This is a genomic window from Comamonas endophytica (genome assembly GCF_023634805.2).
Taxonomy (GTDB): domain Bacteria; phylum Pseudomonadota; class Gammaproteobacteria; order Burkholderiales; family Burkholderiaceae_C; genus Comamonas; species Comamonas endophytica.
The window spans coordinates 3,140,470-3,167,290 of sequence record NZ_CP106881.1 but is presented as its reverse complement, the minus strand read 5'-3'; the positions used below and the strand labels follow the sequence as shown (position 1 = coordinate 3,167,290).

Below are 26,821 nucleotides of genomic sequence, written 5' to 3'. Positions count from 1 at the left end.
TATGCGGATATCACTCCCACTCGATCGTCGCCGGCGGCTTCGTCGAAACGTCGTAGGTCACGCGGTTGATGCCGCGCACTTCGTTGATGATCCGGCCTGACACCTTCTTCAGCAGCGCATAGGGCAGCTCGGCCCAGTCCGCCGTCATGAAGTCGCTGGTCTGCACCGCGCGCAGCGCCACGACGTAGTCGTAGGTGCGGCCGTCGCCCATGACGCCCACGCTCTTGACGGGCAGGAACACGGTGAAGGCCTGGCTGGTCAGCTCATACCAGTTCTTGCCCGAGGCGGCGTCGACGAAGTTGTAGAGTTCCTCGTTGAAGATCGCGTCGGCGCGGCGCAGCAGGTCGGCGTATTCCTTCTTGACTTCGCCCAGGATGCGCACGCCCAGCCCCGGGCCGGGGAACGGGTGGCGGTAGACCATGTTGCGCGGCAGACCCAGGGCCACGCCGAGCTCGCGCACTTCGTCCTTGAAGAGGTCGCGCAGGGGCTCGAGCAGCTTCAGGCCCAGCTGCTCGGGCAGGCCACCCACGTTGTGGTGGCTCTTGATGGTCACGGCCTTCTTGCTCTTGGCGCCGCCCGACTCGATCACGTCGGGGTAGATCGTGCCCTGCGCCAGGAAGGTCGCGCCCTTGCTGCCGGCATTGGCGGCCTTGAGCTTGCTGGCTTCGGCCTTGAAGACATCGACGAACAGGCGGCCGATGATCTTGCGCTTCTGCTCGGGTTCGGACACGCCGGCGAGCTCGCCCAGGAACAGGTCGGCGGCATCGACGCGCACCACCTTGGCGTGCAGCTTGCCGGCAAACATCTCCATGACCATGTCGCCCTCGTTCAGGCGCAGCAGGCCGTGGTCGACGAAGACGCAGGTCAGCTGGTCGCCGATCGCGCGGTGGATCAGCGCCGCGGCCACGGACGAATCGACGCCGCCGGACAGGCCCAGGATGACTTCCTCGTCACCCACCTGCTCGCGGATCTTCGCCACGGCTTCCTCGATGTAGTCGCCCATGATCCAGTCGGGCGCGGCGCCGCAGATGTCGCGCACGAAGCGGTCGAGCATCGCCTGGCCCTGCACGCTGTGCGTGACTTCGGGGTGGAACTGCACGGCGTAATAGCGGCGCGCTTCGTCGGCCATGCCGGCGATCGGGCAGGACGGCGTCGAGCACATGACCTCGAAGCCCGGGGGCAGCTGGGTCACCTTGTCGCCGTGGCTCATCCAGACCTTGAGCATGCTGTTGCCCTCGTCCGTGGCGAAGTCCTCGATGCCCTTGAGCAGGCTGGTCTCGCCGTGGGCGCGCACTTCGGCGTAGCCGAACTCGCGGTGGTGCGAGCCTTCGACCTTGCCGCCCAGCTGGGTGGCCATGGTCTGCATGCCGTAGCAGATGCCGAGCACGGGCAGGCCCAGCTCGAACACGGCGTCGGGCGCGCGGTCGTCGACTTCGTAGACGCTGGCGTGGCTGCCCGACAGGATCACCCCGCGCAGCTTGCCGTCGGCGGCGAACTCGCGCACCCAGTCGCTGCTCACGTCGCAGGGATGCACTTCGCAGTAGACATGTGCTTCGCGCACGCGGCGCGCAATCAGCTGGGTGACTTGGGAGCCGAAGTCGAGGATGAGGATCTTGTCGTGTTGCATGGTCTGGAAAATGGCAAGGCCCGACCCGCCTGCCGAAGCAGCGGATCGGGCCATGGATGGCGATGAACCGATTTTAATCGGCGCGGTAGTTGGGCGCTTCCTTGGTGATCTGCACGTCATGGACGTGGCTCTCGCGAATGCCGGCCGTGGTGATCTCGACGAACTCGGCGCGGTTGTTCATCTCCTCGATGCTCGCGCAGCCGCAGTAGCCCATGGCCGCACGCACGCCGCCGGCCATCTGGTAGACGATGGAGACCATCGAGCCCTTGTAGGGCACGCGGCCTTCGATGCCTTCGGGCACGAGCTTGTCGGCCGTGGGGTTGCCGGTCGACGACTCCTGGAAGTAGCGGTCAGCCGAGCCCTGCTGCATCGCGCCGATCGAGCCCATGCCGCGGTAGCTCTTGTACGAGCGGCCCTGGTACAGGATGACCTCGCCAGGCGCTTCCTCGGTGCCGGCAAACATGCCGCCCATCATGATGGTCGATGCCCCGGCTGCCAGCGCCTTGGCGATGTCGCCCGAGAAGCGCACGCCGCCGTCGGCGATCAACGGCACGCCCGTGCCCTGCAGCGCGGTGGCCACGCTGTCGATGGCCATGATCTGCGGCACGCCCACACCGGCGACGATGCGCGTCGTGCAGATCGAGCCCGGGCCGATGCCGACCTTCACCGCGTCGGCGCCGGCTTCGACCAGTGCCAGCGCAGCCGCGCCGGTGGCGATGTTGCCACCCACCACATCGACCTGCGGATAGTTCTGCTTGACCCAGCGCACGCGCTCGATCACGCCCTGGCTGTGGCCGTGCGCGGTGTCGACGATGATCGCGTCCACGCCGGCCTTGACCAGCAGCTCGACGCGCTCCTCGGTGCCCGCACCCACGCCCACGGCCGCGCCCACGCGCAGGCGGCCGGCGCCATCGCGCGCGGCGTTCGGGAAGGTGGTCTGCTTGTTGATGTCCTTGACGGTGATCAGGCCCTTGAGCTCGAAATCATCGTTGACGACCAGGATGCGCTCGAGCTTGTGCTTGTTGAGCAGCGCCTTGGCTTCGGCGGGCGTCGTGCCGGCCTTCTCGTTGACCGTGATCAGCTTCTCGCGCTGCGTCATGATCTCGCTGACCTTGACGTCGTAGCGCGTCTCGAAGCGCACGTCGCGGCTGGTGACGATGCCGACCACCTTGCCACCATCGCAGACCGGGAAGCCGGAGATGCCGAGGTTTTCCGACAGCTGCAGCACCTGCAGCACGGTGTGGTCGGGGGTGATGACCACAGGGTCGATCACGACGCCGGATTCATGGCGCTTGACCTTTGCCACCTCGGCCGCCTGCTCCTGGGCCGTCATGTTCTTGTGGATGATGCCGATACCGCCCTCCTGCGCGATGGCAATGGCCAGGCGCGCTTCCGTCACGGTGTCCATCGCGGCGGAGACCAGGGGAATGTTCAGGGAGATATTGCGCGAGAAACGGGTCGCGAGGGAGGTGTCCTTGGGCAGGATTTGGGAGTAAGCGGGAACCAGCAACACATCGTCGAAGGTCAGTGCTTTTCCAAGAAGGCGCATGTGAAAGCTCCAAAAGAACGATTGTATCCGTGCCGGCTATTCTTAGAGGCGTGGCCCGGTTTTTGCCGCTTGCCTTGGCAGGCTGCGGGCGAAGTGCGAAGATTCCTGCGCGACACCGCCCTCCATTCACCTCACGCCCGAACGCCCATGAAGGTCTACACGCTTGTCCTGCTGTGCGCCAGCAGCCTGGTTTCCACCCATGCCCTGGCGCAGTGGCAATGGCTCGACGCGCAGGGGCGCAAGGTCTTCAGCGACCTGCCGCCCCCCAACCAGGTGCCGCCCGAGCGCATCCTGCAGCGGCCCACCAATGTGCGCCCCGCCGCGATACCCGCCCCCTCGGGCCCTGCCCCATCGGGCCCTGCCGCGCCTGCCGCCCCGGTCGAGGGCCGCGGCGTGGACCGCGAGCTGCAGGCGCGCAAGGCCGCGGAGGAAGCCGAACAGGCGAGGCGCGACCAGGCGCTGGCGCAGCAGCAGCAAAGGCTGCAGGCACAGCAGCGCCAGGACAACTGCGCGCGCGCCCGCTTGACGCTGGCCACGCTGATCGATGGCCGGCTGGTGGCGCACACCAATGCCCAGGGCGAGCGTGCCTATATGGATGAAGCCACACGGGCGCAGGAGCGCCAGCGCGCGCAGGGCATCATTGCCAGCGATTGCGGGCCAGGCGCCGGCACTGCGGCACCGCGCACGCAGCCAGCAGGCCCGGCGACTTCCGCCACTGTCGAGCCCAACACCCTCCCGTCCAGCGCGACTCCAGCCAACACGCCGCGGCCCGAAGTCCCCGGGACCGCCTCGCGGCGCGACCCCACCCCGCCGGAGCTCGCACGCCCCGGCGCGCCACGGCCGGGGCGCCCCGAAGAGCCCACCCCGCCGACGATTCAGTAACCGGCCTTGCCCCCGGGGCGCTGGCGTGAAAACAGTCCCGCCCCGCGCGCGCCCTGGCGCGCGAAGCGCTCGCGCCGCGCGACCTTGGGATCGACCAGCAGCGGCCGGTACAGCTCGACCCGGTCGCCGTCGCGCAGCCGTTGCGCGCGCTCGGCGCGCCGCCCCCAGATGCCTGCCTCGCAGGCGCTGGCTTCAAGGCCCACGGCGCGCAGTGCATCCTGCAGGCATGCCTGCGGCGGCAGGTGCAGCGTCCACTCCTGTGTCTGCCCAGCCTGGGCGGAAAACACCACCTCCACGCACAGCGGCGCCGAGGCAGCCGCGTCTTCAGCCATAGACCTGTTCCGCGCGCTTGATGAAGGCATCGACCATCGAGGCCGCGATGCGGTCGAATACCGGCCCGACCAGCGCCGCCAGCGCCATGCTGTCGAAGCCATAGGTCAGGCGCAGCTCCACCTTGCAGGCGCGCTGCGAGCCGTCGCCCACCGCGTGGAAGCACCAGTCGCCCTCGAGATGCGAGAACGGGCCCTCGACCAGCCGGATGTTCACGCGCCGGCCGGGCTCGTGGGTATTGCGGGTGACGAAGGATTTGCGCAACCCGCCCATGGCCATGCCCACTTCGGCCGTCATGCCGTGCTCATCCTGCTCCAGGATGCGCGCATGGTCGCACCAGGGCAGGAAATCGGCGTAATGGTCCACATCCGTCACCAGTGCATACATTTCTTCAGGGCTGTACCAGATGAGGACGGATTTGTTGACTGTTTTCATGGAATTGGGGCCCGAGTGGCGATGCTGCCAAGGCTTGTTGCATGCATCCGGGGCCGTTGGAAACTAGAATCTCTGAAGCGAGACGACAAACCACATTGTAGGGAGAGCTTTCATTTCCCGGATTGCGCCGCACTTAATTCATACATGGCCAAAAAAACTGATTCCCCGTCCCGCATAGCCGACAACAAAAAAGCGGCTTACAACTACTTCTTCGAGGAACGCCACGAAGCCGGCATGGTGCTGCACGGCTGGGAGGTCAAGGCGCTGCGCGAAGGCAAGGTGCAGCTGACCGATGGCTACGTCGTCATCAAGGACGGCGAGCTGTACCTGATCGGCTGCCAGATCAACCCGCTGCGCACCGCCTCGACCCACGTGAGTCCCGACGCCGCGCGCACCAAGAAGCTGCTGCTGCACAAGGAAGAGATCCGCAGGCTGATCGGCAAGGTCGAGCAAAAGGGCTACACCCTGGTGCCGCTGAACCTGCACTGGAAGAACGGCCTGGTCAAGGCCGAGATCGCGCTGGCCAAGGGCAAGGGTGAGCACGACAAGCGCGACACCATCAAGGACCGCGAAGGCAAGCGCGAGGTGGAGCGGGCGATGAAGGGGCGCAATCGTTGAGGTTGCGGGCCCCGTCTTGACCAGGGCCATTCATCCTTCGACAGGCTCAGGACGAACGGATGAATCTCGTTCGAGCTCAGGACGAACGGTTTGAAGCCTCAATCGGCCAGCCCCGCCAGCGGATGCGCATGCGCCGGCCACGGGCTCACGAAGAACGCCTGCCAGTCCGCCTCCTGCACCTCCTCGATGCGTGCCGGGTTCCAACGCGGCGCATGGTCCTTGTCCACCGCCAGCGCTCGGATGCCCTCGACGGTCTCGCTCTGGCCGGGGCGCAGGTAGAAGCAATGGCGCACCATGTCGCGCTCCATGCGCAGGTCGTCGGCCAGATCCATTTCGCGCGCGCGGCGCACCTGTTCCAGCACCACATGCAGCATCAGCGGCGAGCGCTTGCGCAGCGTCGCTGCAGTGGCCTGGGCCCAATCGCTGCCATCGGCCTCCAGCGCATCGACGATCGCCGGCACGGTGGGCAAGGCGAAGAAACGGTCGATCTCGGACTGTCGGCCTGCGTGGTGGGCCTCGGTGGTGCCGAGTTGCCCATCGATCCACTGCTGCACCGCAGCGCTGTCGCCAAATTCCCGGGTGATCAAAGTCTCCCACAGCGCGGGCAGTTGTTCCGAAGCAATGAAGCCATCGGCCAGGTTCAGCGCAATGGCATCACCCGCACCGATCATGTCCCCCGTGAGGCCCAGCCATTCGCCGGCGCGGCCCGGGCAGCGGCTGAGGAAATAGCCGCCGCCGACGTCCGGAAACAGGCCGATGGCCGTCTCGGGCATGGCCATCTTCGTGCGCTCGGTCACGATGCGCGCGCTTGCGCCCTGGCTGATGCCCATGCCGCCGCCCATCACGATGCCGTCCATGAAGGCGATGTAGGGCTTGGGATAGTGGTGGATCAGGTGGTTGAGCGCATATTCCTCGGTGAAGAAGTCCTCGAGCTGCGGGTTGCCCGTGCTGCCCGCCTGGTGCAGGAAGCGGATATCGCCGCCCGCGCACAGCGCGCCAAACACGCCCTCCTTGCTGCTGCCGCGCAGGGCCACCGCCAGCACCTGCGGGTCATCCTTCCACTCGAGCAGCGCGGCCATCAGTTCGCGCACCATCTCGAGCGACAGCGCGTTGAGCGCGCGCGCGCGGTTGAGGGTGATGCAGCCGATGCGGCCCCGCACTTCGGTCAGGACCAGCGCATTTGTCTCCGTCATGATTTTTCCTCTGTCTACAGGTGATTCCCGCGCAACCCCGCGGCTGCGCGCCAACCTTCAACCTTAACCGAGGCCATGCCGCAACCCTTGTCGCAGACGCAAAAAAAGCCGCACGAGGCGGCTTTTTCTGGACGCAGCGCAGTGGCCTGCGCGGCATTGGGGCTATCAGCCTTCGCGCGAAGCGCGCTTGCGGTCGTGTTCCTTGAGGAAGCGCTTGCGCACGCGGATGCTCTTGGGCGTGATCTCGACCAGCTCATCGTCCTCGATGAACTCGACGCCGTATTCCAGCGACAGGTCGATCGGGGGCGTGATCTTGATCGCGTCTTCCTTGCCGGAAACGCGGAAGTTGGTCAGCTGCTTGGTACGCGTGGCGTTCACGACCAGGTCGTTGTCGCGGCTGTGAATACCGATGATCATGCCTTCGTACACCGGATCGCCGGCCTTGACGAACATGCGGCCGCGGTCGTCGAGCTTGCCCAGGGCGTAGGTGAAGATTTCACCGTCGTCCATGGAGATCAGCACGCCGTTCTTGCGCCCGCCGATGTCGCCCTTGTGCGGCTCGTAGCTGTCGAAGATGTTCGAGATCAGGCCCGAACCACGCGTCAGGTTCAGGAACTCGTTGGTGAAGCCGATCAGGCCACGCGCCGGGATGCGGTACTCCAGGCGCACGCGGCCGCGGCCATCGGGTTCCATGTTGACCAGCTCGCCCTTGCGCTCGCCCAGCGCCTGCATCACGCCGCCCTGGTGGCCTTCCTCGATGTCGGCCGTGACCAGCTCAATCGGCTCGTTGCGTTCGCCGTCGATGTCGCGGAACACGACGCGCGGCTTGGACACTGCCAGCTCGTAGCCTTCGCGGCGCATTTCTTCCAGCAGGATGGTGAGGTGCAGTTCGCCGCGGCCCGACACTTCGAAAATGCCGTCTTCGTCGGTCTCACGCACGCGCAGGGCCACGTTCGAGCGCAGTTCCTTTTGCAGGCGGTCCCAGATCTGGCGGCTGGTCACGAACTTGCCTTCACGGCCGGCCAGGGGCGAGGTGTTCACGCAGAAGTTCATGGTCAAGGTCGGTTCGTCGATCTTGAGCATGGGCAGCGGCTGCGGGTTCAGCGGGTCGGTGATGGTTTCACCGATGCCGACGTTCTCGATGCCGTTGACCAGAACGATGTCGCTCGGGCCGGCCTCGTTGACCTGCACGCGGTCGATGCCCTGGAACTTGTGGATCTGGTTGATGCGGCCCTTGTAGGACTTGCCGTCCGGACCGGCCATGACCATCACGTCCTGGCCCATCTTGATCGTGCCCTGGGTGATGCGGCCCACGCCGATACGGCCGACGAAGGTGGAATAGTCCAGCGCAGAGACCTGCATCTGCAGGGGTGCCGAGGCATCGCCCTCGACCGAAGGCACGTGCGTCAGGATGGTGTTGAACAGGGCCGACATGTCGGTGCCCCACTGCTCGCCGGGAGCGCCTTCCTCGAGGGAGGACCAGCCATTGATGCCCGAGGCGTAGACCACGGGGAAGTCGAGCTGCTCATCGGTCGCGCCGAGCTTGTCGAACAGGTCGAAGGCGGCGTTGACCACGTAGTCGGGACGCGCACCGGGCTTGTCCACCTTGTTGACCACGACGATGGGCTTGAGGCCCAGGGCCAGCGCCTTCTTGGTCACGAAACGCGTCTGGGGCATGGGGCCCTCCTGCGCGTCGATCAGCAGCACCACGCCGTCGACCATCGACAGCGCACGTTCCACTTCGCCGCCGAAGTCCGCGTGGCCGGGCGTGTCGAGAATGTTGATGTGCGTGCCTTCCCAGCTCACGGCACAGTTCTTGGCCAGGATGGTGATGCCGCGCTCGCGCTCGATGGCATTGTTGTCCATGACGGTGTCGACCACCTTTTCATGCTCTGCAAAGGTGCCGGACTGGCGCAGGAGCTGATCGACCATGGTGGTTTTGCCGTGGTCAACGTGCGCGATGATCGCGATGTTGCGGATTTGTGTACTCATAAAGTTTCCAAAATGCCGCGGTCTGTTGGGCGCGGCGTGCCTTCCAAAATTTGTTGAATTTCCAGGGGACTCAGCAGGCGGTCGGGGATCAGTTCCCCGGCCAGCACATGGCCGACTCCCAGCAAAGCGTGTGGCTTTTCGCCATAGACCGCCACGGCGGGCGCATCCGCCCAGTCGCCGCGCCGGCGCATGCCCGACAGAAAACGTCCGGCATCGTACTCGTTCAGCGTGACAGGCGTGTGTTCATGCAGCAACACCTGGGGCGGCTGCACCTGCAGCAGGCGCTGCTCCTCGTCCATGGCCTCGAGCGCTTCGAGCGTGACGCAAGCTTCCAGCCCGAGCCCGCCGGTATCGGTGCGGCGCAGGAAGCGCAGGTGCGCGCCGCAGCCCAGCGCCTCGCCCACATCCTCACCCAGCGTGCGGATATAGGTGCCCTTGCTGCAGGTCACGACCAGCTTCACCGCGGCAAAGCCGTCCGCATCCTCGCACAGGCTGATCTCGAGCGCATGGATCGTCACGGCGCGCGCCGGGCGCTCGATCTCGATGCCCTCGCGCGCATATTCGTAGAGCGCCTTGCCGTCCTTCTTCAAGGCACTGTGCATGGGCGGCACCTGCGAGATCGGGCCGGTGAATCGCTGTGCCACGGACTGCAGCCGCTCGGGCGTGAAGGCCGTGAGGTCCACGGGCCGCTCGCGCACGACCTCGCCTTCCGCATCCGCAGTGGTCGTGGTCGCGCCCAGGCGGGCAATGGCCACATAGGTCTTGGCGGCTTCGAGCTGCAGCTGGCTGAACTTGGTGGCCGCGCCAAAGCACAGCGGCAAGACGCCGCTGGCCAATGGATCGAGCGTACCGGTATGGCCGGCCTTTTCCGCGCGCAACAACCACTTCACCTTCTGCAAAGCGTCGTTGCTGGAAAAGCCCAGCGGTTTGTCAAGCAGCAACACCCCATGCACAGGGCGCCGCTGCACCCTGGTGCGTGGCGCGTTCATGCTCAGTCGTCCTTCGCGCGCGAAGAAACCGCCTTGGCGATCAAGGCGTTCATGTCGGACGCGCGCTCCGTCGTACGGTCGTAGACGAAATGCAGCGTGGGCACGGTATGGATGTGCAGGCGCTTGAACAGGCCCGCGCGCAGGAAGCCCGCGGCCTGGCTCAGGCCTTCGAGCGTCTGCTCGGGATCACCCGTGAGGACGCTGAAGAACACCTTGGCGTGGGCGTAGTCGGGAGTGACCTCCACCCCTTGCAGGGTGACCATGCCCACGCGCGGGTCCTTCAGTTCCCGGGCGATCAGCTCCGACAGATCGCGCTGGATCTGGTCGGAGACCTTGAAGCTGCGATTCGGCGCAGCGCGTTTCTTGGCAGCCATCGGTTACAGCGTCCGTGCGATTTCCTTGATCTCGAAGACTTCCAGCACGTCACCTTCCTTGATGTCGTTGTAGTTCCGGAGCTTGATACCGCACTCGAAGCCTTCCTTGACTTCCTTGACGTCGTCCTTGAGGCGCTTGATCGACTCGATCTCGCCGGTGTAGACGACGATGTTGTCGCGCAGCAGGCGGAAGCGTGCATTGCGCGTGACATGGCCGGACGTGATGTACGAGCCGGCAATCGTGCCGATCTTCGTTGCCACGAACACCGTGCGGATCTCGGCCATGCCGATGATCTCTTCACGCTGCTCGGGTGCCAGCATGCCGGACATCGCCGCCTTGAGCTCGTCCACAGCGTCATAGATGATGTTGTAGTAACGGATCTCGACGTCGTTGTTCTCGGCCGTCTTGCGGGCATTCGCATCGGCGCGCACGTTGAAGCCGATCACGATGGCCTTAGAGGCAATCGCCAGGTTGATGTCGGACTCGCTGATGCCGCCCACGCCGGCATACACCAGCTGCACGCGCACTTCCTCGGTCGACAGCTTGAGCAGCGACTGGCCCAGGGCTTCCTGCGAACCCTGCACGTCGGCCTTGATGATGATGGGCAGGGTCTGCACCTCGCCCGCCGACATCTCGGCAAACACGTTCTCCAGCTTGGCAGCCTGTTGCTTGGCCAGCTTGGTGTTGCGGAACTTGCCGGCGCGGTAGGTGGCGATCTCACGGGCGCGGCGTTCGTCGCCCAGCACCATGAATTCGTCGCCGGCCGCGGGCACGTCCGACAGACCCTGGATTTCCACCGGGATCGAAGGACCTGCGGTCTTGGTCGCCTTGCCGGTTTCGTCCACCATGGCGCGCACGCGGCCATAGGTCTGGCCGGCCAGCACCACGTCGCCCACCTTCAGCGTGCCGGACTGCACCAGCACCGTCGCCACGGGGCCGCGGCCCTTGTCGAGCTGGGCTTCGATGACCAGGCCCTTGGCAGCGGCTTCGACCGGAGCCTTGAGTTCCAGCACTTCGGCCTGCAGCAGCACCTGCTCGAGCAGATCATCGATGCCCATGCCGGTCTTGGAGGACACGGGCACGAAGGGCGACTCGCCGCCGTACTCTTCGGGCACGACCTCTTCGACCACCAGCTCCTGCTTCACGCGCTCGAAGTTGGCATCGGGCTTGTCCGACTTGGTGATGGCCACGACGATGGGAACACCCGCCGCCTTGGCGTGCTTGATGGCTTCCTTGGTCTGGGGCATGACGCCGTCGTCGGCGGCAACCACCAGGATCACGATGTCGGTGGCCTGCGCACCGCGGGCACGCATGGCCGTGAAGGCCTCGTGGCCCGGGGTATCCAGGAAGGACACCATGCCGCGCTCGGTCTTCACATGGTAGGCACCGATGTGCTGCGTGATGCCGCCGGCTTCGCCACCCGCCACCTTGGTGCGGCGGATGTAGTCGAGCAGCGAGGTCTTGCCGTGGTCGACGTGACCCATGACGGTCACCACAGGGGCGCGCGGCAGGGCTTCCGCCTGCGAGGTTTCCTCGAAGGTGAACGCTTCGGGGTCGTCCAGCGCCGCCACCTTGGCGGTGTGGCCCATTTCCTCGACCACGATCATCGCCGTGTCCTGGTCCAGGGGCTGGTTGATGGTGACCATCTGGCCCATCTTCATCAACACCTTGATCAGCTCGGAAGCCTTGACCGACATCTTGTGCGCCAGCTCCGACACCGTGATGGTCTCGGGCACGTGCACCTCGATCGCGCGGAACTCCGCCGGTGCATGCTGCTGCTGCTCGTGGCGGTCATTGCCGCCGCGGCGGCTGCCGCCGCGCGGGCCGCTGCGCCAGTTGCTGGTGCCACGGCCGGGCGTGGCAGCGCTGTCGCCGCGCGTCTTGATTTCCTTCTTCTTGCCGTCGCCAGCCCAGCTGGAGGACAGCTTGGCGGACTTGACTTCCTTGCCCGCACCTGCGGCAGGCGCGGGGGCAGCAGCGCCGGGGCGTGCCGCGGTGGAGCCGGTGGCAGGCTTGTGCAGCGTGCCCTTCTTGGCGTCGCCCGCGGGCTTGGCCACGGCGGCCGGCTTGGGCGGCTCCTCGGGCTTCTTCGCCACCAGCACGCGCTTGGGCGCAGCCATCATGGCGCGGATGGCCTCGGCTTCGGCCTGGGCCCTGCGGCGGCGCTCGTCGAGATCCTTGGCGCGCGTCGCTTCCTCAGCGGCACGCTGACGCGACTCTTCCTCGGCCTTTTCGCGCGCGGCCGCCTGGGCGGCATTGCGGGCGGCGGCTTCCGCCTTGTATTCGCGCGAGGCTTCGGCCTTTTGCGCGTTGGCCTGGGCGATCTTCGCGGCTTCCTGGGCAGCATAGGCCGCAGCCCGCTCCTCGGCTTCGCGCTCGCGGCGTTCGCGCTCTTCGCGCTCACGGCGTTTTTCCACCAGTTCTTCCTCCTGCTGGCTGATCAGCTGCACCTGCTGGCGCGCGGCTTCCTCGCGGCGCACCAGTTCCTCGGCTTCGCGCTGCGCGTTGGCGCTGGCGGCCAGCTCCTGGGCGGCGGCAGCCTGAGCGGCTTCGCTTTCGGAAGCAGCTTCGCTGCCTTCGTCACGCTTGATGAAGGTGCGCTTCTTGCGCACTTCCACTTGAATGGTGCGGGCGCGGCCGGTGGCGTCAGCCTGCTTGATTTCGCTCGTCGACTTTTTCGTCAATGTGATTTTCTTGCGGTCAGCTCCGCCTGTGCCATGGCTGGCCTGCAGGTGCGAGAGCAGTTTCTGTTTATCGGACTCGGTCAACGCATCGGAAGCCGAGGCCTTGGCAACACCGGCGGAGCTCAGTTGTTGCAACAAGGTTTCGGGGGATTTTTTGAGTTCGGCGGCAAACTCGGCAACAGTGTTACTCGACATATTTGGTTCGTTCCTCCCTGACCTTACTCTTGCCCGGTGAACCAGTGTTCACGTGCCTTCATGATCAAAGCTTTCGCTTCGTCGGCAGACTGCCCGGTCAGTTCGGTCAGTTCGTCAATGGCCAGATCGGCCAAGTCATCCCGCGTATGCACGCCACCGTCGGCCAGCTTGGCCACCAGCTCAGGCGTCAATCCCTCGAGGTCGCGCAGATCCTGCGAAACCTTGTCGACATTTTCCTCGCGTGCGATTTCCATCGTGAGCAAGGCGTCCTTTGCACGCGCCCGCAGCTCGTTCACGGTGTCTTCGTCGAAGCTTTCGATCTCCAGCATTTCCTGCAGCGGCACATAGGCCACCTCTTCCAGGCTGGCGAAACCTTCTTCGATCAGGATGTCGGCGATTTCCTCGTCCACATCCAGGTTCTCCATGAACAGGCGACGCGCGGTATCCGTTTCGTCGGCCTGTTTTTGCGCAGACTCGGCTGCGTCCATGATGTTGATCTTCCAACCGGTGAGGTCGGAGGCCAGACGCACGTTCTGGCCGCCACGGCCGATGGCGATGGCGAGGTTTTCCTCGTCGACCACCACGTCCATGGCATGTTTCTCTTCGTCCACCACGATGGACGACACGTTGGCGGGCGCCAGTGCGCCGATGACGAACTGCGCCGGGTCTTCGGACCACAGCACGATATCGACGCGCTCGCCGGCCAGCTCGTTGGTCACGGCGTTGACGCGCGTGCCGCGCACGCCGACGCAGGTGCCGATCGGGTCGACGCGCTTGTCATGCGAGATCACGGCGATTTTCGCACGGCTGCCAGGATCACGGGCGCAGCTCTTGATTTCCAGCAGGCCCTGCTCGATTTCCGGCACTTCGTTGCGGAACAGCTCCACCATGAATTCCGGCGCCGAGCGCGACAGGATGATCGGCGCGCCGCGCAGCGTCAGGTCGACTTCCATAATCATGGCGCGCACGCGGTCGCCATTGCGCAGGTTTTCCTTGGGGATCATCTCGCTGCGGCGCAGGCGTCCCTCGACGCGGCCGCCCTCGACGATGATGTCGCCCTTGTCCATGCGCTTGACGGTGCCGGTGAAGATCTTCTCGCCGCGCGCCATGAAGTCGTTGAGCAGCATCTCGCGCTCGGCGTCGCGGATCTTCTGCAGGATCACCTGCTTGGCTGCCATCGCGCCGATGCGGCCGATGGGCACCGATTCCACTTCGTCTTCGATGTGTTCGCCCACGGCAATGCCAGGCACGCGGTCTTGCGCGTCCATCAGCAGTTCCTCGGCCTCGGGGTTCTGCAGGCCGGCGTCGTCGGGCACGACCAGCCAGCGGCGGAAGGTGTCGTAATCACCGCTATCACGGTCGATGGCCACGCGGATATCCACTTCGCCCTGGTACAGCTTCTTCGTGGCCTGGGCCAGCGCCAATTCCACAGCACCAAAGACCACATCGCGCTCGACGTTCTTCTCGCGCGAAATGGCCTCTACCAACATCAACAATTCGCGATTCATGCGATGACTCTCCTATTTCAATCACTTCGAGGGGGCACGGCCCTGGCGCCACCGATTTGCCCCGACCTATTCGACCTGCAGCGGCACCGCTTATGAGGCGGTCTTGTGGCCCCTGCCCTTGAAATCCACAATCGGTGCAAGGCGCGCTTCACGCAGCTCGTCGAGCGCGAAACCCAATGCCTGCAGCGGCGCAGGCACGCGTTTCTTGCTCACGCGCTGGCCCGGCTTCACGGGCGGCTCGTCGCTCCAGACGATCTGCCAGCCACCGGCCTCGCTGCGCTCGAGCGTGCCGCGGAATTTCTTGCGGTTGGCGCTGACCTGCCCGCCGGCGGCCGCGCCCATCGGCGCCTTGAGCGTCAGGTCGATGACCGAGCCTTCGAAGCGCACGAAATCCTGTTCGTGGCGCAGCGGCCGGTCGATGCCCGGCGACGACACTTCCAGGCGCTTGTATTCGGCACCATCGACTTCCAACGCGAACTGCAGCTGGCGCGTGACCTTCTCGCAGTCTTCGACGGTGACGAACTGCTCGGGAAGGTCCTGCGTTTCGGGCGTGGGCGGTTGCCACGGCAAATCGATGGTGACGCGCAGCAACCCGCCGGCGGAGCGCTCGATCTCCACCAGGTCATAGCCCAGGCCTGCGACTGTTTCTTCAACGATTTGCTGTAGTGCCACGTGTTTCCTATTCCATCTCTGCAAATACAAAAAACCCGATAACCCCCGGAAAACCCATCCGACAGCTTCGAGCTCCAAATGCAAGCGACCAAAAAAAACGGGCGGTATGTACCCGCCCGCTTGGTCGTGAGTGGCATATTGTACCCGCAATCCATTGTGAGGACTTGCAGACAGCCACCCGGCCCGGGTTGCCCGCAGGCTACTCGCCCAGGGCAGGGATTCAGGCCATGCCCGCCGCCAGAACGCGTTCGCGCAGATCCTGCGCCGCTACGGACACCGGTGCCTCCACCAGGCCTGCCTCCTGCAGCGACACCAGCAGCCGCGCCAGCACGGGCAGCTGCGGCAGCAAGGGGCCCAGGAAACGTGCGTGCCGTGCGTCGGAAATCAAGAGGCTGGGAAAAGTTTCTATGTCCAGATCGCCCGCGACATCTTCCCGGTCCTCGATGTCCAGCCACACGAAGCGTGCCTCGGGATGGCTGGCGGCAAGCGCCTCGAAACCCTGGCGGTATTGGGTGCATGTGCCGCACCACTGCGCGCACAGGCAGACCACGAGCCACTGCCTGCCCTCCACGCTCTGCCCACTGTCCATTCCCGCTCCTTCAATGCTGCCGCTTCTCGCGTGCCCTGTAAACCTCGATGGTACCAACCGCCGGCGCCATGTTGCCCCAGGATTGTCGGACAAAGCTCGCTACGGCAGCGATCTCGGCATCGCTCAGCTGATGGGAAAACGGGGGCATTCCATAGGGACGCGGGTTGCCGGCCGTCGCGGGGGGATAGCCGCCCTGCAGCACCATGCGCACGACGTTGCTGGCGTCTTCGAGATTGACGGCGGGATTGCCGGCCAGCGCATTGATGGCCCCGGGACGGCCTTCGCCCTGCGCTCCATGGCATTGCGCGCAGTGCTGGGCATAGAGCTTGGCACCAAGCCGGGTGTCGGTGGCCCTGGCCACCGGCGCGGCCGGCGTCGGCGGCGCGGGCAGGCTCTGCAGATAGACGGCGATGGCCTGTAGGTCAGCGCCGGACAGGTATTGGGTACTGCGAAAGACCACCTCGGCCATCGGCCCGCTGACGGAGGCGTGTGCAGAGACCCCGGTCTGCAGCAGCCGCACCAGGTCCTGCTGTCCAGCGTGCGTCCCGCCCAGCGCCGGCGCGTACCAGTCCTGCAGCGCCATCATGCCGCCGCGCAGCAATCCCTCCTCCACCGAGCCGCCCCAGGCATTGCGCGCCGCATGGCAGGCGGCGCAGTGGCCAAGGCCCTGCACCAGATAGGCACCGCGGTTCCACTCGGCCGTGGCGCTGGCCTGGGGCACCCATTCGGCGGCGCGGAAATACAGCGCGCGCCATACCGCCAGCGCCGCCTGGGTATTGAACGGAAACTCCAGACGATGCGCCTTGTTCGGAGCGCTGACCGGTGCCAGGCTTTGCAGATAGGCAAACAATGCGTTTGCATCTTCGCGCTGCACGCGCGTGTACTGGGGATAGGGAAAGGCCGGGTACAGCAGGCGGCCGTCCTGAGAGCGGCCATGGTGCAGCGCACGCCAGAACGCATCGGAGGTCCAGCGCCCCAGGCCGGTCTCCGCATCCGGCGTGAGATTGGGCGCGTAGACCACGCCAAAGGGTGTCTCGATGCCGCGCCCGCCAGCGTATTCCTTCCCACCCTGCGCCGTGTGGCAGCCCATGCAGTTGCCGGCACGCGCCAGGTAGGCGCCCTTTTCCAGCAGGGCGGAGGAAACGGTAGCCGGCGTGCCGGGTTCGCGCCACAGCTGCGGGGCGGGCGCCTCTCCGCGCAGATTGAGCCAGGCCACGGCAGCCGTGCAAGCCACCAGCAATGCAGCCAGCGCCAGCAGGCATTGGATCCAGCAGGATTTCATCATCGCGCCTCCCACGCCGCGGCAGCCAGCCCCGCGCAGGCCATGGGCGCGGGTCCGGACGGCTGGGTAGCTGGCTTGCCGCCCTCGGGAACGGGCTGCGCCGCCAGCCAGGCCGACACCGCCGCCACTTCCGGTGCTGAGAGTTTTTGCGCAATTGCGGCCATGCAGTCCGGATCCTGCGCATGCCGCTGCCCGGTTCTCCAGGCACCCAGCTGGCTGTTGAGATAGTCGCGCGACAGCCCCAGCAGGCCGGGTACCGCGGGCAGCACTCCGGTCATCGCCGTGCCATGGCAGGCCACACAGGCCGGCAGTCCGCGCGCCGCATCGCCCTGGCGCACGAGCGCCTCGCCGCGTGCTAGCGCCTGTGCCCCAGCCTGGGGCTGCAGAGGCGGCGGATATGGAACCTCGCGCCGCGCAAAGAAGCCGGCCATCTCGCGCAGATAGTCGTCCGTGAGGTGGGCCATCAGATAGCGCATCTGCGTGTGGTTGCGCCGGCCGTCGCGGAAGTTCTGCATCTGCCGGAACAGGTAGTCTGCGGGCTTGCCGGCCAGCCGCGGGAAATAGCCTTCGGGCGTGGCGCGCCCCTGGTCGCCATGGCAGGCGCTGCAGGCTTGGACGCGCCAGGCCATGGAGTCGATGGGAGCTGGCTGCTGGGCACCTGCACGAAGAGCCAGGAAGGTGGTCAGAGCGGCCACCATGGTTGCAGAGCAGTAGGTACCGATGGTGCGACTACGCCCGATCCCAACTTTTAACTTGCCCGAGGTAGAGAAAAACATGGCGCGCTCATCCGGTTGCACTACGGAAATGCCGAATCTACGTTTTGCCGCAGTTCATGACCAGGGGAATATTGCTAAGAGCATGCATTCGCAGAAGTTCCCGTAGATGACAAGCATCTGCTGCACGGCCATTTCGTGCCCTGTCAGACTGCTCCCAGCATATCTTTACGACGCACCAACCACTTAGAGCGCCTAAGAAAACCTCTTGCCGTATCTCCAACAGATGAGTGAGCACGCAAGCGAAAGAAAAGCCTGGTGAATGTCGGTCAACCGCCGGGCCGACTTCATGACCACGCCGAGGTTCTCGTGGCCGAAGACGCGACCCTGCTCGAAATCGGTCCGGCCCTCCTACATGTGCAGGTCGGAACCGCAGATGTTGGTGCCGGTAATTTGACGATGGCATCCGTCGGACGTTCGATCTTGGGATCGGGCACGTTTTCGACGGCAATTTGATTGGGACCGCGATAGACAACAGCTTTCATAGTCTGCTCCTTTGATCCACCAGGAGATGACGGCCCACCTGACGGGCACGGCACTCCCGGCAGCTATCGACAAAAACCCGTAAGTAAGCGCTCACCAAACGGCATGTAGTCCTGCATATGGGTCGTATCGGCAGTGGCAGGATGTGTGTCCTCCACCGCGGGTTGTCGTTATTGGAAAGGAAGAGTCATGCGAACCACGTCCCTGTTTTTCGCACTCGTCTTGGCAGGAGCATGCCTGTCTTCCGGCTCGGCGTCGGCACACACACAAGCGGCACGGGCGCCACCTGCGGCGCAATCGGAACATCACCGCGCCGATGCGCGGCTGCAGCAGGCGGCCCGGTTCGAACACCAGGTCACCGGCGTGACGGTCAGCGAAACGGGCCGTATCTTCGTCAACTTTCCGCGCTGGACGGAAGATTCGCTTGTCTCGGTCGCTGAACTCATGAAGGATGGGAGCTTGCGTCCTTATCCCAACGAACAATGGAATGCCTGGCGCAATGTACGGCGCGATGAGCTCGATCCATTGGATCACTGGGTGTGCGTGCAGAGCGTGGTGGCCGACGGTCGCGGCAGCGTCTGGGTAGTGGACCCCGCCGCTCCCGCCGTGGATGGCCTCGTACCCGATGGACCGAAGCTGGTGCGCATCGATCTCGCCACAGACAGGGTGGCCCAGGTGGTCCGCCTTGGCCAGGATATCGCAATTCCGGGATCGTACCTGAACGATGTCCGCTTCTCGATCGACGGCAAGCATGCCTTTCTTACCGACGCCGGACAGCGCGGTGCGCTGGTTGTAGTGGAGCTGGCCAGCGGCAAGGCGCGCCGGGTGCTGGATGGACATCCGTCGACCCAGCCGGAAAAAGGCGTGGTCGTGAACACCGACGGCAAGCCGCTGCGCTATCCGGACGGGCGCAAGGTGCTTTTCGCCGCCGACAGCATCGCCCTGTCTTCCGACGGTGCCTGGCTGTACTGGAAAGCGCTTACCGGTCACACCCTGTACCGCATCCAGACCGCGGCGCTCACAGGAAAGGGCCTGGCCGGAGGAGATGTCTCCAGCCACGTCCAGGCCTACGGCAAGGTCGGGCCTACGGACGGTCTCTGGATCGGCCGCGGCACCGACACCCTGTATGTCACATCCATCGAGGACAGTGCCATCAAGGCGCGCGACCTGTCCCAGGGTCCGGACGGGCGTCTGCGCACAGTGCTGCAGGATCCGCGGCTGCGCTGGCCCGACACCTTCAGCCAGGGCCCGGACGGCAGCCTGTACGTGACCACCTCGCGTATCCAGGACTCGGCTTTCTTCAACCGGGATGCGCCACCGGCCCTGCCGACCCAGCTATGGCGCCTTCCTCGGCCACGCGACTGACATCCTCGTGCGGCACGCCCGCGCCGCGAACGCCAAACCTGACTGCATGGCGGGCAAAACACAAGGGGGTTTTATTATGGCAAACGGTATCTTTGATACACAACGGAGTACGTCATCGCAGCGCGGCCGCCCTTGCGGGGCCGCCTCGGCCGGCGGGACGGGGCAGAACCTGCGCTGGATTCCCATCGCACTGGGCGCCGCCGCGATCGTGGCCGGGCTCGGGGGGCGAAAGAAAGGCGCGGGGGCGCTCATGGTCGCCGCGATCGCCGGCGCCGGCGCGGTCGGCGCGCTGCGCGTGCAGTCCGCGCGTGGGACCGCAAGCGGCCAGCCGGAAGTGGAGCGTTCGATCACGATCGGCAAGACTGCAGATGAACTTCGCCGCTACTGGCTCGACCCCGGCACGCTGCCCCAAGTCATGGCAGGTTTTGCTTCCGTGCATGCCACTGATGACGGCCGCATGCACTGGAAGCTGGAGGGACCGCTCGGCCGCGCCTGCGAATGGGATACCGAGACAGTCGACCGGGCCGACGAAGGCATCGGATGGCGCGCCCTTTCCGACGGCGCCATCGCGAACGAGGGATGGATCCGCTTTCACCCCGCCCCGGCTGGCCGGGGCACCGTGGTCACGCTGCGGTTTCATTTCAACCCGACCGGCGGCGCGCTCGGCGATTGGATCCTCGAACTCCTGGGAGCCGCGCCTCTGCGCGTGATCGCCGACGGCGCGCTGCGGCGCTTCAAGAACCTCGTCGAAACCGGCGAGATACCGACTACCGTGCGCCAGCCCGCCGCTCGCGCCGACACACACTGAGGAGAAGCACATGCGAGCACTTTACTGGAACGGCGTGAACGACTTGCGTGTCGGCACGGTGAAGGACCCCGAGATCGTGAACCCCCATGACGCCATCCTGCGCGTCAGCCTGTCGACGACCTGCGGCTCCGATCTGCATTTCATCGACGGCTACATCCCGACCATGCAGGCCGGCGACGTGATCGGCCACGAGTTCATGGGCGTGATCGAGGAAGTCGGCCCCGCGGTCAAGCGCGTGGCGAAGGGCGACCGCGTCGTGGTCCCGTCATTCATTGTGTGCGGCCAATGCTGGTATTGCCAGCAATCTCTCTACTCGTTGTGCGACAACACGCATCCCAAACCCGAATTGCAGGAGCCAATGCTCGGCGGATATCCCACGGCCGGCATCTACGGCTATACCCACGCTTTCGGCGGCTACGCGGGTGCGCACGCGCAATACGTTCGGGTACCGTTTGCCGATAACGACTGCTTCAAGGTCCCCGACGGGGTGGAGGACGAGACCGCGCTGTTTCTATCGGACGCGGCGCCGACCGGCTATATGGGCGCCGATTTCTGCAACATCCGTCCGGGCGACACGGTCGCGGTCTGGGGCTGTGGTGGCGTGGGCCTGATGGCGCAGCAGAGCGCGCGGCTGATGGGCGCCGAGCGGGTGATCGCGATCGACCGTTTTCCCGAGCGATTGCAAATGGCGCGCGAGCACGCCGGCGCCGAGACGATCGACTACACGCAGGTCGACAGCGTTCTGGACGCGCTCAAGGAAATGACGGGCGGACGCGGCCCAGATGCCTGCATCGACGCCGTAGGCATGGAGGCGCACGGCACCGGCCCGCAGTATGCCTATGACCGCGTGAAGCAGGCCCTGCGCCTGGAAACGGACCGCGGCCAGGCCCTGCGTGAAGCCATCATGGCCTGCCGCAAGGGCGGCACGCTGTCAGTCCTCGGCGTCTACGGGTTGATCGACAAGTTCCCCATGGGCGCCATCATGAACAAGGGCATGACGGTGCGCAGCGCCCAGCAGCACGGGCAAGCCTACATGGACCGGCTGCTTGCGCACGCACAGAGGGGTGAACTGAACCCGGCCTACCTCGCCACGCACCGTTTCTCGCTCGAGGACGGACCGCGCGGTTACGACATGTTCAAGCATAAGAAGGATGGCTGCGTACGCGCGGTATTCGCGCCATAGAGCCCGCCGCATCCGATGGACATGCCCCCAAGCGGCGCCGCCGGGGGCTACCGGCGCTGGCGCACGCTCCTGGAAGCCGGGCTGATGCTGGCACTCGGGCAATGGTGCTGCAAAAGGCCTGTGGCCAGCTGCCGGCCTTGGCGGCTAGCCCGGCAATCGCGCCGATCAAGGTCGCGGTCAACGTCAGCGCGCGCCAGCTTCACCGCCCACAGGTCGTTTGCCCAGGTGCAGGACTTGCTGGCGGTGGCTCGCATCGATGGGCGGAAACGTCGATCCTGGAGAACGTCGACGACACAATTGCCAAAATGAATGTGCTCAAGGCGCATGGCGTCACCTTGGCACTAAACAATTCGGAACCGGCTATTACTCGCTCGCCTGCCTCAAGCTCTGCCGCTCCACATGGACAAGATCGACCGCTTCGAGCATGCGTGCGACGCCTACCAGGGCTGCCTGTACGAATCCCTACACCATAGGATAGCTTCGGGTTTAACCAAATAACTCCCAACGCTTGCGATGTCGAGCCAGCCCTCGCCTTCTCGGAGGGAAGAACAAATACATCACCAACAACCACGTTAATCAACTCAGGATGACCTGTTTCCAAAAATTTAACCCTATCTATGCCAATATTAATCAGATTCATCTTTTTCCCAGAAAATTCACAGTTCTCCTCCGGCATTATTCTGGACTGATTTTTATCATCCAAAAGAGAATCATTAGAGAAATAATCACCAAAGACAGCAGCATCCGCAACATCCGAAATGAAATCAACCCGGCTCCTATCCCGCGGTTTTCTCTTGATTGCAACACATCAAGAAATTCCATAAATTTTTTCACAAATCATCAGAATTTTTAAAAAAACTTATAAATAAAATCCAATTCTCTAGATTGAAATCAAATATTCAACGGACGGCTTAAGGCTGATTTCAAAATTATTCTCAATTCATCCGGTTTTGACCCATGCCCGCAACAGTCATGCAGACTTGCCCCACCTCTGCCGACAGCGCGAGCCAGTGCTTACCTACAAATCAGGATACCTGTCATATGTACATTGGCCATACGCCGCCTCACAGCACCCAGGAGTCCGCCCATGTCCGCTGCCGCCTTTGCTTCCAGCCCCTCCAAGCCGCGTACCTGGCTCATGGCCCTGCTGCTGTGCAGCCTGCTGTTGGCATGCGGGCTGACTGCGCGCACCCATTCAGCGACCCATAACGTGGCGGTGGTGCAGAACTTCGATATTTCCCGCTATGCCGGCCCCTGGTATGTGCTGGCGCGCATCGATCACCCGTCGGAAGCGGGGCTGGTCCAGACCGGCGTCTACTACCGCAGCAACCAAGATGGCTCGCTGAGCATGGTGCAACGGGGCCTTGATCCCACCAGCGGGCAATGGGTCAAGCGCGAAAGCCTGGCGCTGCCTGCGGGCTCACCGCACGAGGGGGCATGGAAGCTGTCGTCGCAAAGGGGCGTGGCCAGCGATTACAACGTGGTCGCGCTGGATGACAGCTACCACTGGGCCGTCGTGAAGGGGGCCAGCGCCGCGCGCTCCTGGGTGCTGTCGCGCACGCCGACCCTGCCGGCCGATGTCAGGAGCGAGCTGCTGCAGCGCGCGCGCACTGCCGGCATCAATACCGAGCAGCTGCTCTGGGTCCCGCAGGAACGCGCCGTGGCTGCCCTGCTCTGACGATAGGCATGCACAGGCCGGAGCACATATGGATTACAAGGACTACTACCAGATCCTTGGTGTCGACCGCTCGGCCAGCGCGCAGGACATCAAGAAAGCCTACCGGCGCCTTGCGCGCAAGCACCATCCGGACCTTAGCCAGGACCCTGAATCGGCGCGCCGCATGGCCGAACTCAACGAAGCCAATACGGTGCTGTCGGACCCCGAGAAGCGCGCGGCTTACGACCAGCTGGGCAGCGAGGGAGCGCGCGGGGGCTTCCGGCCTCCGCCGCAGTGGGACGAAGAGCATGTCTTCCATGCCAGCGGCAGCGCCGACAGCGATGGTTTTAGCGATTTCTTCGATCAGCTCTTCGGCCGCAGCGCCTACCACCGTCAAAGCCATGCCCGCGGCCAGACCCCGCCCGATCTCAAGGGGCGCGACCAGCATGCGGTCATCGAGCTGGATCTGCAGGACAGCTATCAGGGCACGCAACGCGCGCTGCAGGTGCGCAGCGCCACGCTCGACGCGCAGGGCCACCCGGTCGAGAGGACGCGCGAACTGCAGGTCACCATCCCGAAAGGCGTCAAGGAAGGGCAGCTGATCCGCCTGGCCGGCCATGGAGGCCCGGGCCTGGGCAACGGCCCGGCGGGCGACCTGCTGCTGGAGGTGCGCTTTCGCGCGGATCCGCGCTGGCACGCCAAGGAGCGCGATGTCTACCAGCAGCTGCTGCTGGCGCCCTGGGAGGCGGCACTGGGCGGCCCGATCGAGGTGCAGACGCTGGCCGGGCCCCTCGAGGTCAACGTGCCCGCAGGCTGGAAACCCGGGCGCCAGCTGCGCCTGCGCGGCAAGGGCCTGCCGGGGCCGACGCCCGGCGACATGTATCTGACGCTTGAAATCGCGCTGCCGCCCGCCGATGATGCAGCCAGCCGCAAGGCCTACGAAGCGTTTGCCCAGGCCTTTGCCCAGTTCCATGCCCGATCCTGACGCGAGGAAGCTCCATGACTGCCGCCCCCTCCCCTTTTTGCACCCCCTGCGAAGTGCTGGACACGGCGGCACTGGATCTGGCGCAGCTGGCCCATGCCTGCCAGAAGCCGACGACGTGGGTGGTGCAGCACGTGCGCGACGAGGTGCTGCATATCGATGGCAGCAGCGGCGCGGGCGCGGCCGAGTGGCGCTTCAGTAGCCGCACGCTGCTGCGCGCGCGGCGCATTGCCCATCTGGAGCAGGCCTTCGATGCCGACCCGCAATTGGCGGCGCTGGCGGCGGACCTGATGGAGGAAGTGCGGCAACTGCGCCAGCTGCTGCGCCAGCACGGCGGCAATCCGCGCTGAAAAGCAAAAAAGCCCTCGCAAGGGCTTTTTCACTGGAAGCAGCCGAAGCTCAACCCTGGTGCGGGCGCTTGCCGGGGTTCTTCTTAGAGCGCGTGGCGACGCCACGTTCCTGGCTGCGGCGCTGGCCGCGGCCGGCGCTGGGCAGGCTATAGCCGTTGGGCAGGGGGGGCTGGGGCGTGAACTTGCGGTCGGCTTCGGTAACGATCTTGTTGCCCATGGGACATCCTTCAATGAAAAAAGCAATTCGAAGGCGCTATTAGGCCACAGCCTGGGGTGGGCGTGCACGGCAAAGCCTTCCCGGCGCGGGTGTTGCTGCCGCCATCCCGGGCCCAGGCAAGCCGCAATGCGCCGCCGTCCGACAGAGCTGCTCCACAGGACGGCGCATAAGAGCAGGCTATGCACATACTCTGGACCTACCTTCGACCCCATTCCCGGCTGGCCTGGCTCGCGCTGCTGCTGGCGGCCATCAGCCAGGTGCTGGCGCTGGTCGACCCGATCATCTTCGGCAAGATCATCGACGGCTACGCCATTAACCCGGGCAACAAGACCGATGACGAACTGATCTCCGGCGTGCTGCGCCTGCTGGGCCTGGCGGTGGCCGTGGCCATCGGCTCGCGCCTGGCCAAGGCGCTGCAGGAATACGTGACGCGCCTGGTGGTGCAGAAGCTCGGCACGCAGCTGTTCAACGACGGCCTGCGCCAGGTCATGCGCCTCAAATACCAGGAATTCGCCGAGATGCGCACCGGCGAGACGCTGTCGCTGCTGCAGAAGGCGCGGGCTGACAGCGAGCGCTTCATCAACACCTTCATCAACACCGTGTTCGCGGCCCTCGTCGGCATCAGCTTCCTGGTCTGGTATTCGGTCACGCGGCACTGGGCGCTGGTGCCGGTGTTCCTGATCGGCGTGCTGGTGCTGGGCGGGCTCACCGGCCTGCTCAGCCGCGAGATACGCAACCAGCAGCGTTCGATCGTGCGCGAGACCAACCGCAACTCGGGCTTCATCACCGAGTCGCTGCGCAACATCGAGTTGATCAAGAGCCTGGGGCTCACCTTTCCCGAGGTGCGGCGGCTGCAGGCGCAGACCGAGAAGATCTTCGCGCTCGAGATGCAGAAAGTGAAGCGCATCCGGCTGCTGTCCTTCCTGCAGGGCTCGACGCTGAGCCTGCTCAAGCTGGGCATCCTGTTCGCGCTGCTGTGGCTGATCTTCCGCGACGTGCTGAGCACCGGCGAGCTGATCGCCATGCAGTTCATCTCGGTGGCGATCTTCGCGCCACTGCAGGAGCTGGGCAACATCATCATTGCCTGGCGCGAGGCCGAGGCCTCGCTGAAGAATTTCTCGGCGCTGATGAACAAGCCGATCGAGAAGCGTCCGGCCAATCCCCAGCGCGTCGGGCTGCTGCAGGCGCTGAACTTCAACCAAGTGGAATTCCAGCACCGCGGTGCTGAGGACAAGGCGCTCGACGGCGTGTCGTTCTCGGCAAAACTCGGCGATACCATTGCCTTCGTCGGACCTTCGGGCTCGGGCAAGTCGACGTTGGTCAAGCTGCTGGTGGGCTTGTATACGCCGCAGGCCGGCTCCATCGATTTCAACGGCATTCCGACGCAGCAGCTGCGCTACAACGAGGTGCGCCGGCAGATCGGTTTCGTGACGCAGGAAACCCATCTGTTTGCCGGCACGCTGCGCGAGAACATGCTGTTCGTGAAGCCAGACGCCACCGACGAGGAGATATTGAGGGCCATGGAGCAGGCCTCGTGCCTGCACCTGCTGGCGCGTTCGCCGCTGGGGCTGGACACGCCCATCGGCGAGTCGGGCGTGCGCCTGTCGGGCGGGGAGAAGCAGCGGCTGTCGATCGCGCGCGCGCTGGTGCGCGACCCGCGGCTGCTGATCTTCGACGAGGCCACTTCGGCGCTCGACTCGCTGACCGAGGAGCAAATCACGGCCACCGTGCGCCAGGTGTCGCAGCAGTCGCACCGCATCACCCTGCTGATCGCCCACCGGCTGTCGACCATACTGCATGCGCAGACCATCATCGTGCTCGAACGCGGGCGCATTGCCGAGTCCGGCAGCCATGCCGAGCTGCTGGAGCGCAAGGGCCTGTATTACGCCATGTGGCGCCAGCAGATCGGCGAGCGCCCGGCCGGCCCGCCACTGGGGGCGCTGCCGCCGCAGGAGGACGCGCTGGAGCCGGCAGCAGGGAATTGACGGGCACGCGCGCGGGCGTCGTCCTGCGCTGACCCATGCATGCCAGCAAATACCTACATTGCCCCCAGGCAACACCGGGTAGATTGGTGACTGAGGCA

24 protein-coding genes are annotated in these 26,821 nt (G+C 65.1%); 9 read left to right on the top strand and 15 right to left on the bottom strand.

Annotated features, from left to right (window positions below; translation table 11 throughout):
• Positions 1-10: 10 nt before the first annotated feature.
• A complete protein-coding gene (guaA, locus tag M9799_RS14400; protein ID WP_231044571.1) occupies positions 11-1,627 on the bottom strand; it encodes a glutamine-hydrolyzing GMP synthase in 1,617 nt (538 codons plus the stop codon).
• Between the two features lie 73 nt (positions 1,628-1,700).
• Entirely contained in the window at positions 1,701-3,176 is a 1,476-nt protein-coding gene (gene guaB, locus M9799_RS14395) for an IMP dehydrogenase (protein WP_231044570.1), read from the bottom strand.
• A gap of 147 nt (positions 3,177-3,323) precedes the next feature.
• Between guaB and M9799_RS14390 the strand changes: the two genes are divergently transcribed.
• Positions 3,324-4,058, top strand: a complete 735-nt coding sequence (locus M9799_RS14390; RefSeq protein ID WP_318530286.1) for a DUF4124 domain-containing protein — start codon at positions 3,324-3,326, stop codon at positions 4,056-4,058.
• Here M9799_RS14390 and M9799_RS14385 read toward each other — a convergent pair.
• Both M9799_RS14385 and M9799_RS14380 read right to left on the bottom strand, forming a co-directional pair.
• Positions 4,052-4,390: an RnfH family protein gene (locus M9799_RS14385; RefSeq protein ID WP_231044569.1), complete on the bottom strand. Its 339-nt coding sequence runs from the start codon at positions 4,388-4,390 to the stop codon at positions 4,052-4,054. The two genes, M9799_RS14390 and M9799_RS14385, sit on opposite strands and share 7 nt — an antisense overlap.
• Complete coding sequence (locus M9799_RS14380) at positions 4,383-4,823, bottom strand: type II toxin-antitoxin system RatA family toxin (RefSeq protein ID WP_231044568.1); 441 nt, start codon at positions 4,821-4,823, stop codon at positions 4,383-4,385. The genes M9799_RS14385 and M9799_RS14380 overlap by 8 nt, the downstream gene beginning before the upstream one ends.
• Positions 4,824-4,967: 144 nt before the next feature.
• On the opposite strand from M9799_RS14380, the gene smpB reads away from it, so the two are divergent.
• Positions 4,968-5,441 (top strand): SsrA-binding protein SmpB, encoded by a 474-nt coding sequence (gene smpB / locus M9799_RS14375; protein ID WP_231044567.1) that lies wholly within the window; start codon positions 4,968-4,970, stop codon positions 5,439-5,441.
• A gap of 98 nt (positions 5,442-5,539) precedes the next feature.
• Here the strand turns inward: smpB and M9799_RS14370 are convergent, their stop codons facing one another.
• The 10 genes from M9799_RS14370 to M9799_RS14325 all read right to left on the bottom strand — a co-directional run bounded on the left by M9799_RS14370 (position 5,540) and on the right by M9799_RS14325 (position 17,618).
• Entirely contained in the window at positions 5,540-6,634 is a 1,095-nt protein-coding gene (locus M9799_RS14370; RefSeq protein WP_231044566.1) for an enoyl-CoA hydratase/isomerase family protein, read from the bottom strand.
• A gap of 165 nt (positions 6,635-6,799) precedes the next feature.
• The gene (typA, locus tag M9799_RS14365) at positions 6,800-8,626 is read right to left on the bottom strand and encodes a translational GTPase TypA (protein ID WP_231044565.1); all 1,827 of its coding nucleotides are present in this window, start codon (positions 8,624-8,626) and stop codon (positions 6,800-6,802) included.
• Positions 8,623-9,615 (bottom strand): tRNA pseudouridine(55) synthase TruB, encoded by a 993-nt coding sequence (truB, locus tag M9799_RS14360; protein ID WP_231044564.1) that lies wholly within the window; start codon positions 9,613-9,615, stop codon positions 8,623-8,625. Before truB ends, typA begins: the two co-directional genes overlap by 4 nt.
• Positions 9,616-9,617: 2 nt before the next feature.
• On the bottom strand, positions 9,618-9,989 hold the full coding sequence (gene rbfA, locus M9799_RS14355) for a 30S ribosome-binding factor RbfA (protein WP_231044563.1): 372 nt from the start codon (positions 9,987-9,989) through the stop codon (positions 9,618-9,620).
• 3 nt (positions 9,990-9,992) lie between these two features.
• Positions 9,993-12,869, bottom strand: a complete 2,877-nt coding sequence (gene infB / locus M9799_RS14350) for a translation initiation factor IF-2 (RefSeq protein WP_231044562.1) — start codon at positions 12,867-12,869, stop codon at positions 9,993-9,995.
• Between the two features lie 23 nt (positions 12,870-12,892).
• On the bottom strand, positions 12,893-14,377 hold the full coding sequence (gene nusA / locus M9799_RS14345; protein ID WP_231044561.1) for a transcription termination factor NusA: 1,485 nt from the start codon (positions 14,375-14,377) through the stop codon (positions 12,893-12,895).
• A 90-nt stretch (positions 14,378-14,467) separates the two neighbouring features.
• Positions 14,468-15,049 (bottom strand): ribosome maturation factor RimP, encoded by a 582-nt coding sequence (gene rimP / locus M9799_RS14340; protein WP_231044560.1) that lies wholly within the window; start codon positions 15,047-15,049, stop codon positions 14,468-14,470.
• 220 nt (positions 15,050-15,269) lie between these two features.
• Entirely contained in the window at positions 15,270-15,638 is a 369-nt protein-coding gene (locus tag M9799_RS14335; RefSeq protein ID WP_231044559.1) for a thioredoxin family protein, read from the bottom strand.
• 10 nt (positions 15,639-15,648) lie between these two features.
• Positions 15,649-16,920, bottom strand: a complete 1,272-nt coding sequence (locus M9799_RS14330; protein WP_231044558.1) for a cytochrome c — start codon at positions 16,918-16,920, stop codon at positions 15,649-15,651.
• Positions 16,920-17,618: a c-type cytochrome gene (locus M9799_RS14325; RefSeq protein ID WP_263725516.1), complete on the bottom strand. Its 699-nt coding sequence runs from the start codon at positions 17,616-17,618 to the stop codon at positions 16,920-16,922. Before M9799_RS14325 ends, M9799_RS14330 begins: the two co-directional genes overlap by 1 nt.
• Positions 17,619-18,365: 747 nt before the next feature.
• Between M9799_RS14325 and M9799_RS14315 the strand changes: the two genes are divergently transcribed.
• The 6 genes from M9799_RS14315 (at position 18,366) to M9799_RS14290 (ending at position 24,521) form a co-directional block, all read left to right on the top strand.
• Positions 18,366-19,541, top strand: a complete 1,176-nt coding sequence (locus tag M9799_RS14315; protein ID WP_231044556.1) for a major royal jelly family protein — start codon at positions 18,366-18,368, stop codon at positions 19,539-19,541.
• A 46-nt stretch (positions 19,542-19,587) separates the two neighbouring features.
• Positions 19,588-20,349: an SRPBCC family protein gene (locus M9799_RS14310; RefSeq protein ID WP_231044555.1), complete on the top strand. Its 762-nt coding sequence runs from the start codon at positions 19,588-19,590 to the stop codon at positions 20,347-20,349.
• 10 nt (positions 20,350-20,359) lie between these two features.
• Complete coding sequence (locus M9799_RS14305) at positions 20,360-21,532, top strand: zinc-dependent alcohol dehydrogenase (RefSeq protein WP_231044554.1); 1,173 nt, start codon at positions 20,360-20,362, stop codon at positions 21,530-21,532.
• A 1,087-nt stretch (positions 21,533-22,619) separates the two neighbouring features.
• On the top strand, positions 22,620-23,210 hold the full coding sequence (locus M9799_RS14300) for a lipocalin family protein (RefSeq protein ID WP_231044553.1): 591 nt from the start codon (positions 22,620-22,622) through the stop codon (positions 23,208-23,210).
• Positions 23,211-23,238: 28 nt separating this feature from the next.
• Positions 23,239-24,174 carry a DnaJ C-terminal domain-containing protein gene (locus M9799_RS14295; RefSeq protein WP_231044552.1) on the top strand — a complete coding sequence of 312 codons (936 nt, stop codon included), beginning with the start codon at positions 23,239-23,241 and terminating at the stop codon, positions 24,172-24,174.
• Between the two features lie 14 nt (positions 24,175-24,188).
• Positions 24,189-24,521, top strand: coding sequence for a chaperone modulator CbpM (locus tag M9799_RS14290; protein WP_231044551.1), 333 nt, complete (start codon positions 24,189-24,191; stop codon positions 24,519-24,521).
• A 49-nt stretch (positions 24,522-24,570) separates the two neighbouring features.
• Here the strand turns inward: M9799_RS14290 and M9799_RS14285 are convergent, their stop codons facing one another.
• Positions 24,571-24,738 (bottom strand): hypothetical protein, encoded by a 168-nt coding sequence (locus M9799_RS14285; protein ID WP_231044550.1) that lies wholly within the window; start codon positions 24,736-24,738, stop codon positions 24,571-24,573.
• A gap of 179 nt (positions 24,739-24,917) precedes the next feature.
• On the opposite strand from M9799_RS14285, the gene M9799_RS14280 reads away from it, so the two are divergent.
• Entirely contained in the window at positions 24,918-26,723 is a 1,806-nt protein-coding gene (locus M9799_RS14280) for an ABC transporter ATP-binding protein (RefSeq protein ID WP_231044549.1), read from the top strand.
• The last annotated feature ends 98 nt before the right edge of the window (positions 26,724-26,821 follow it).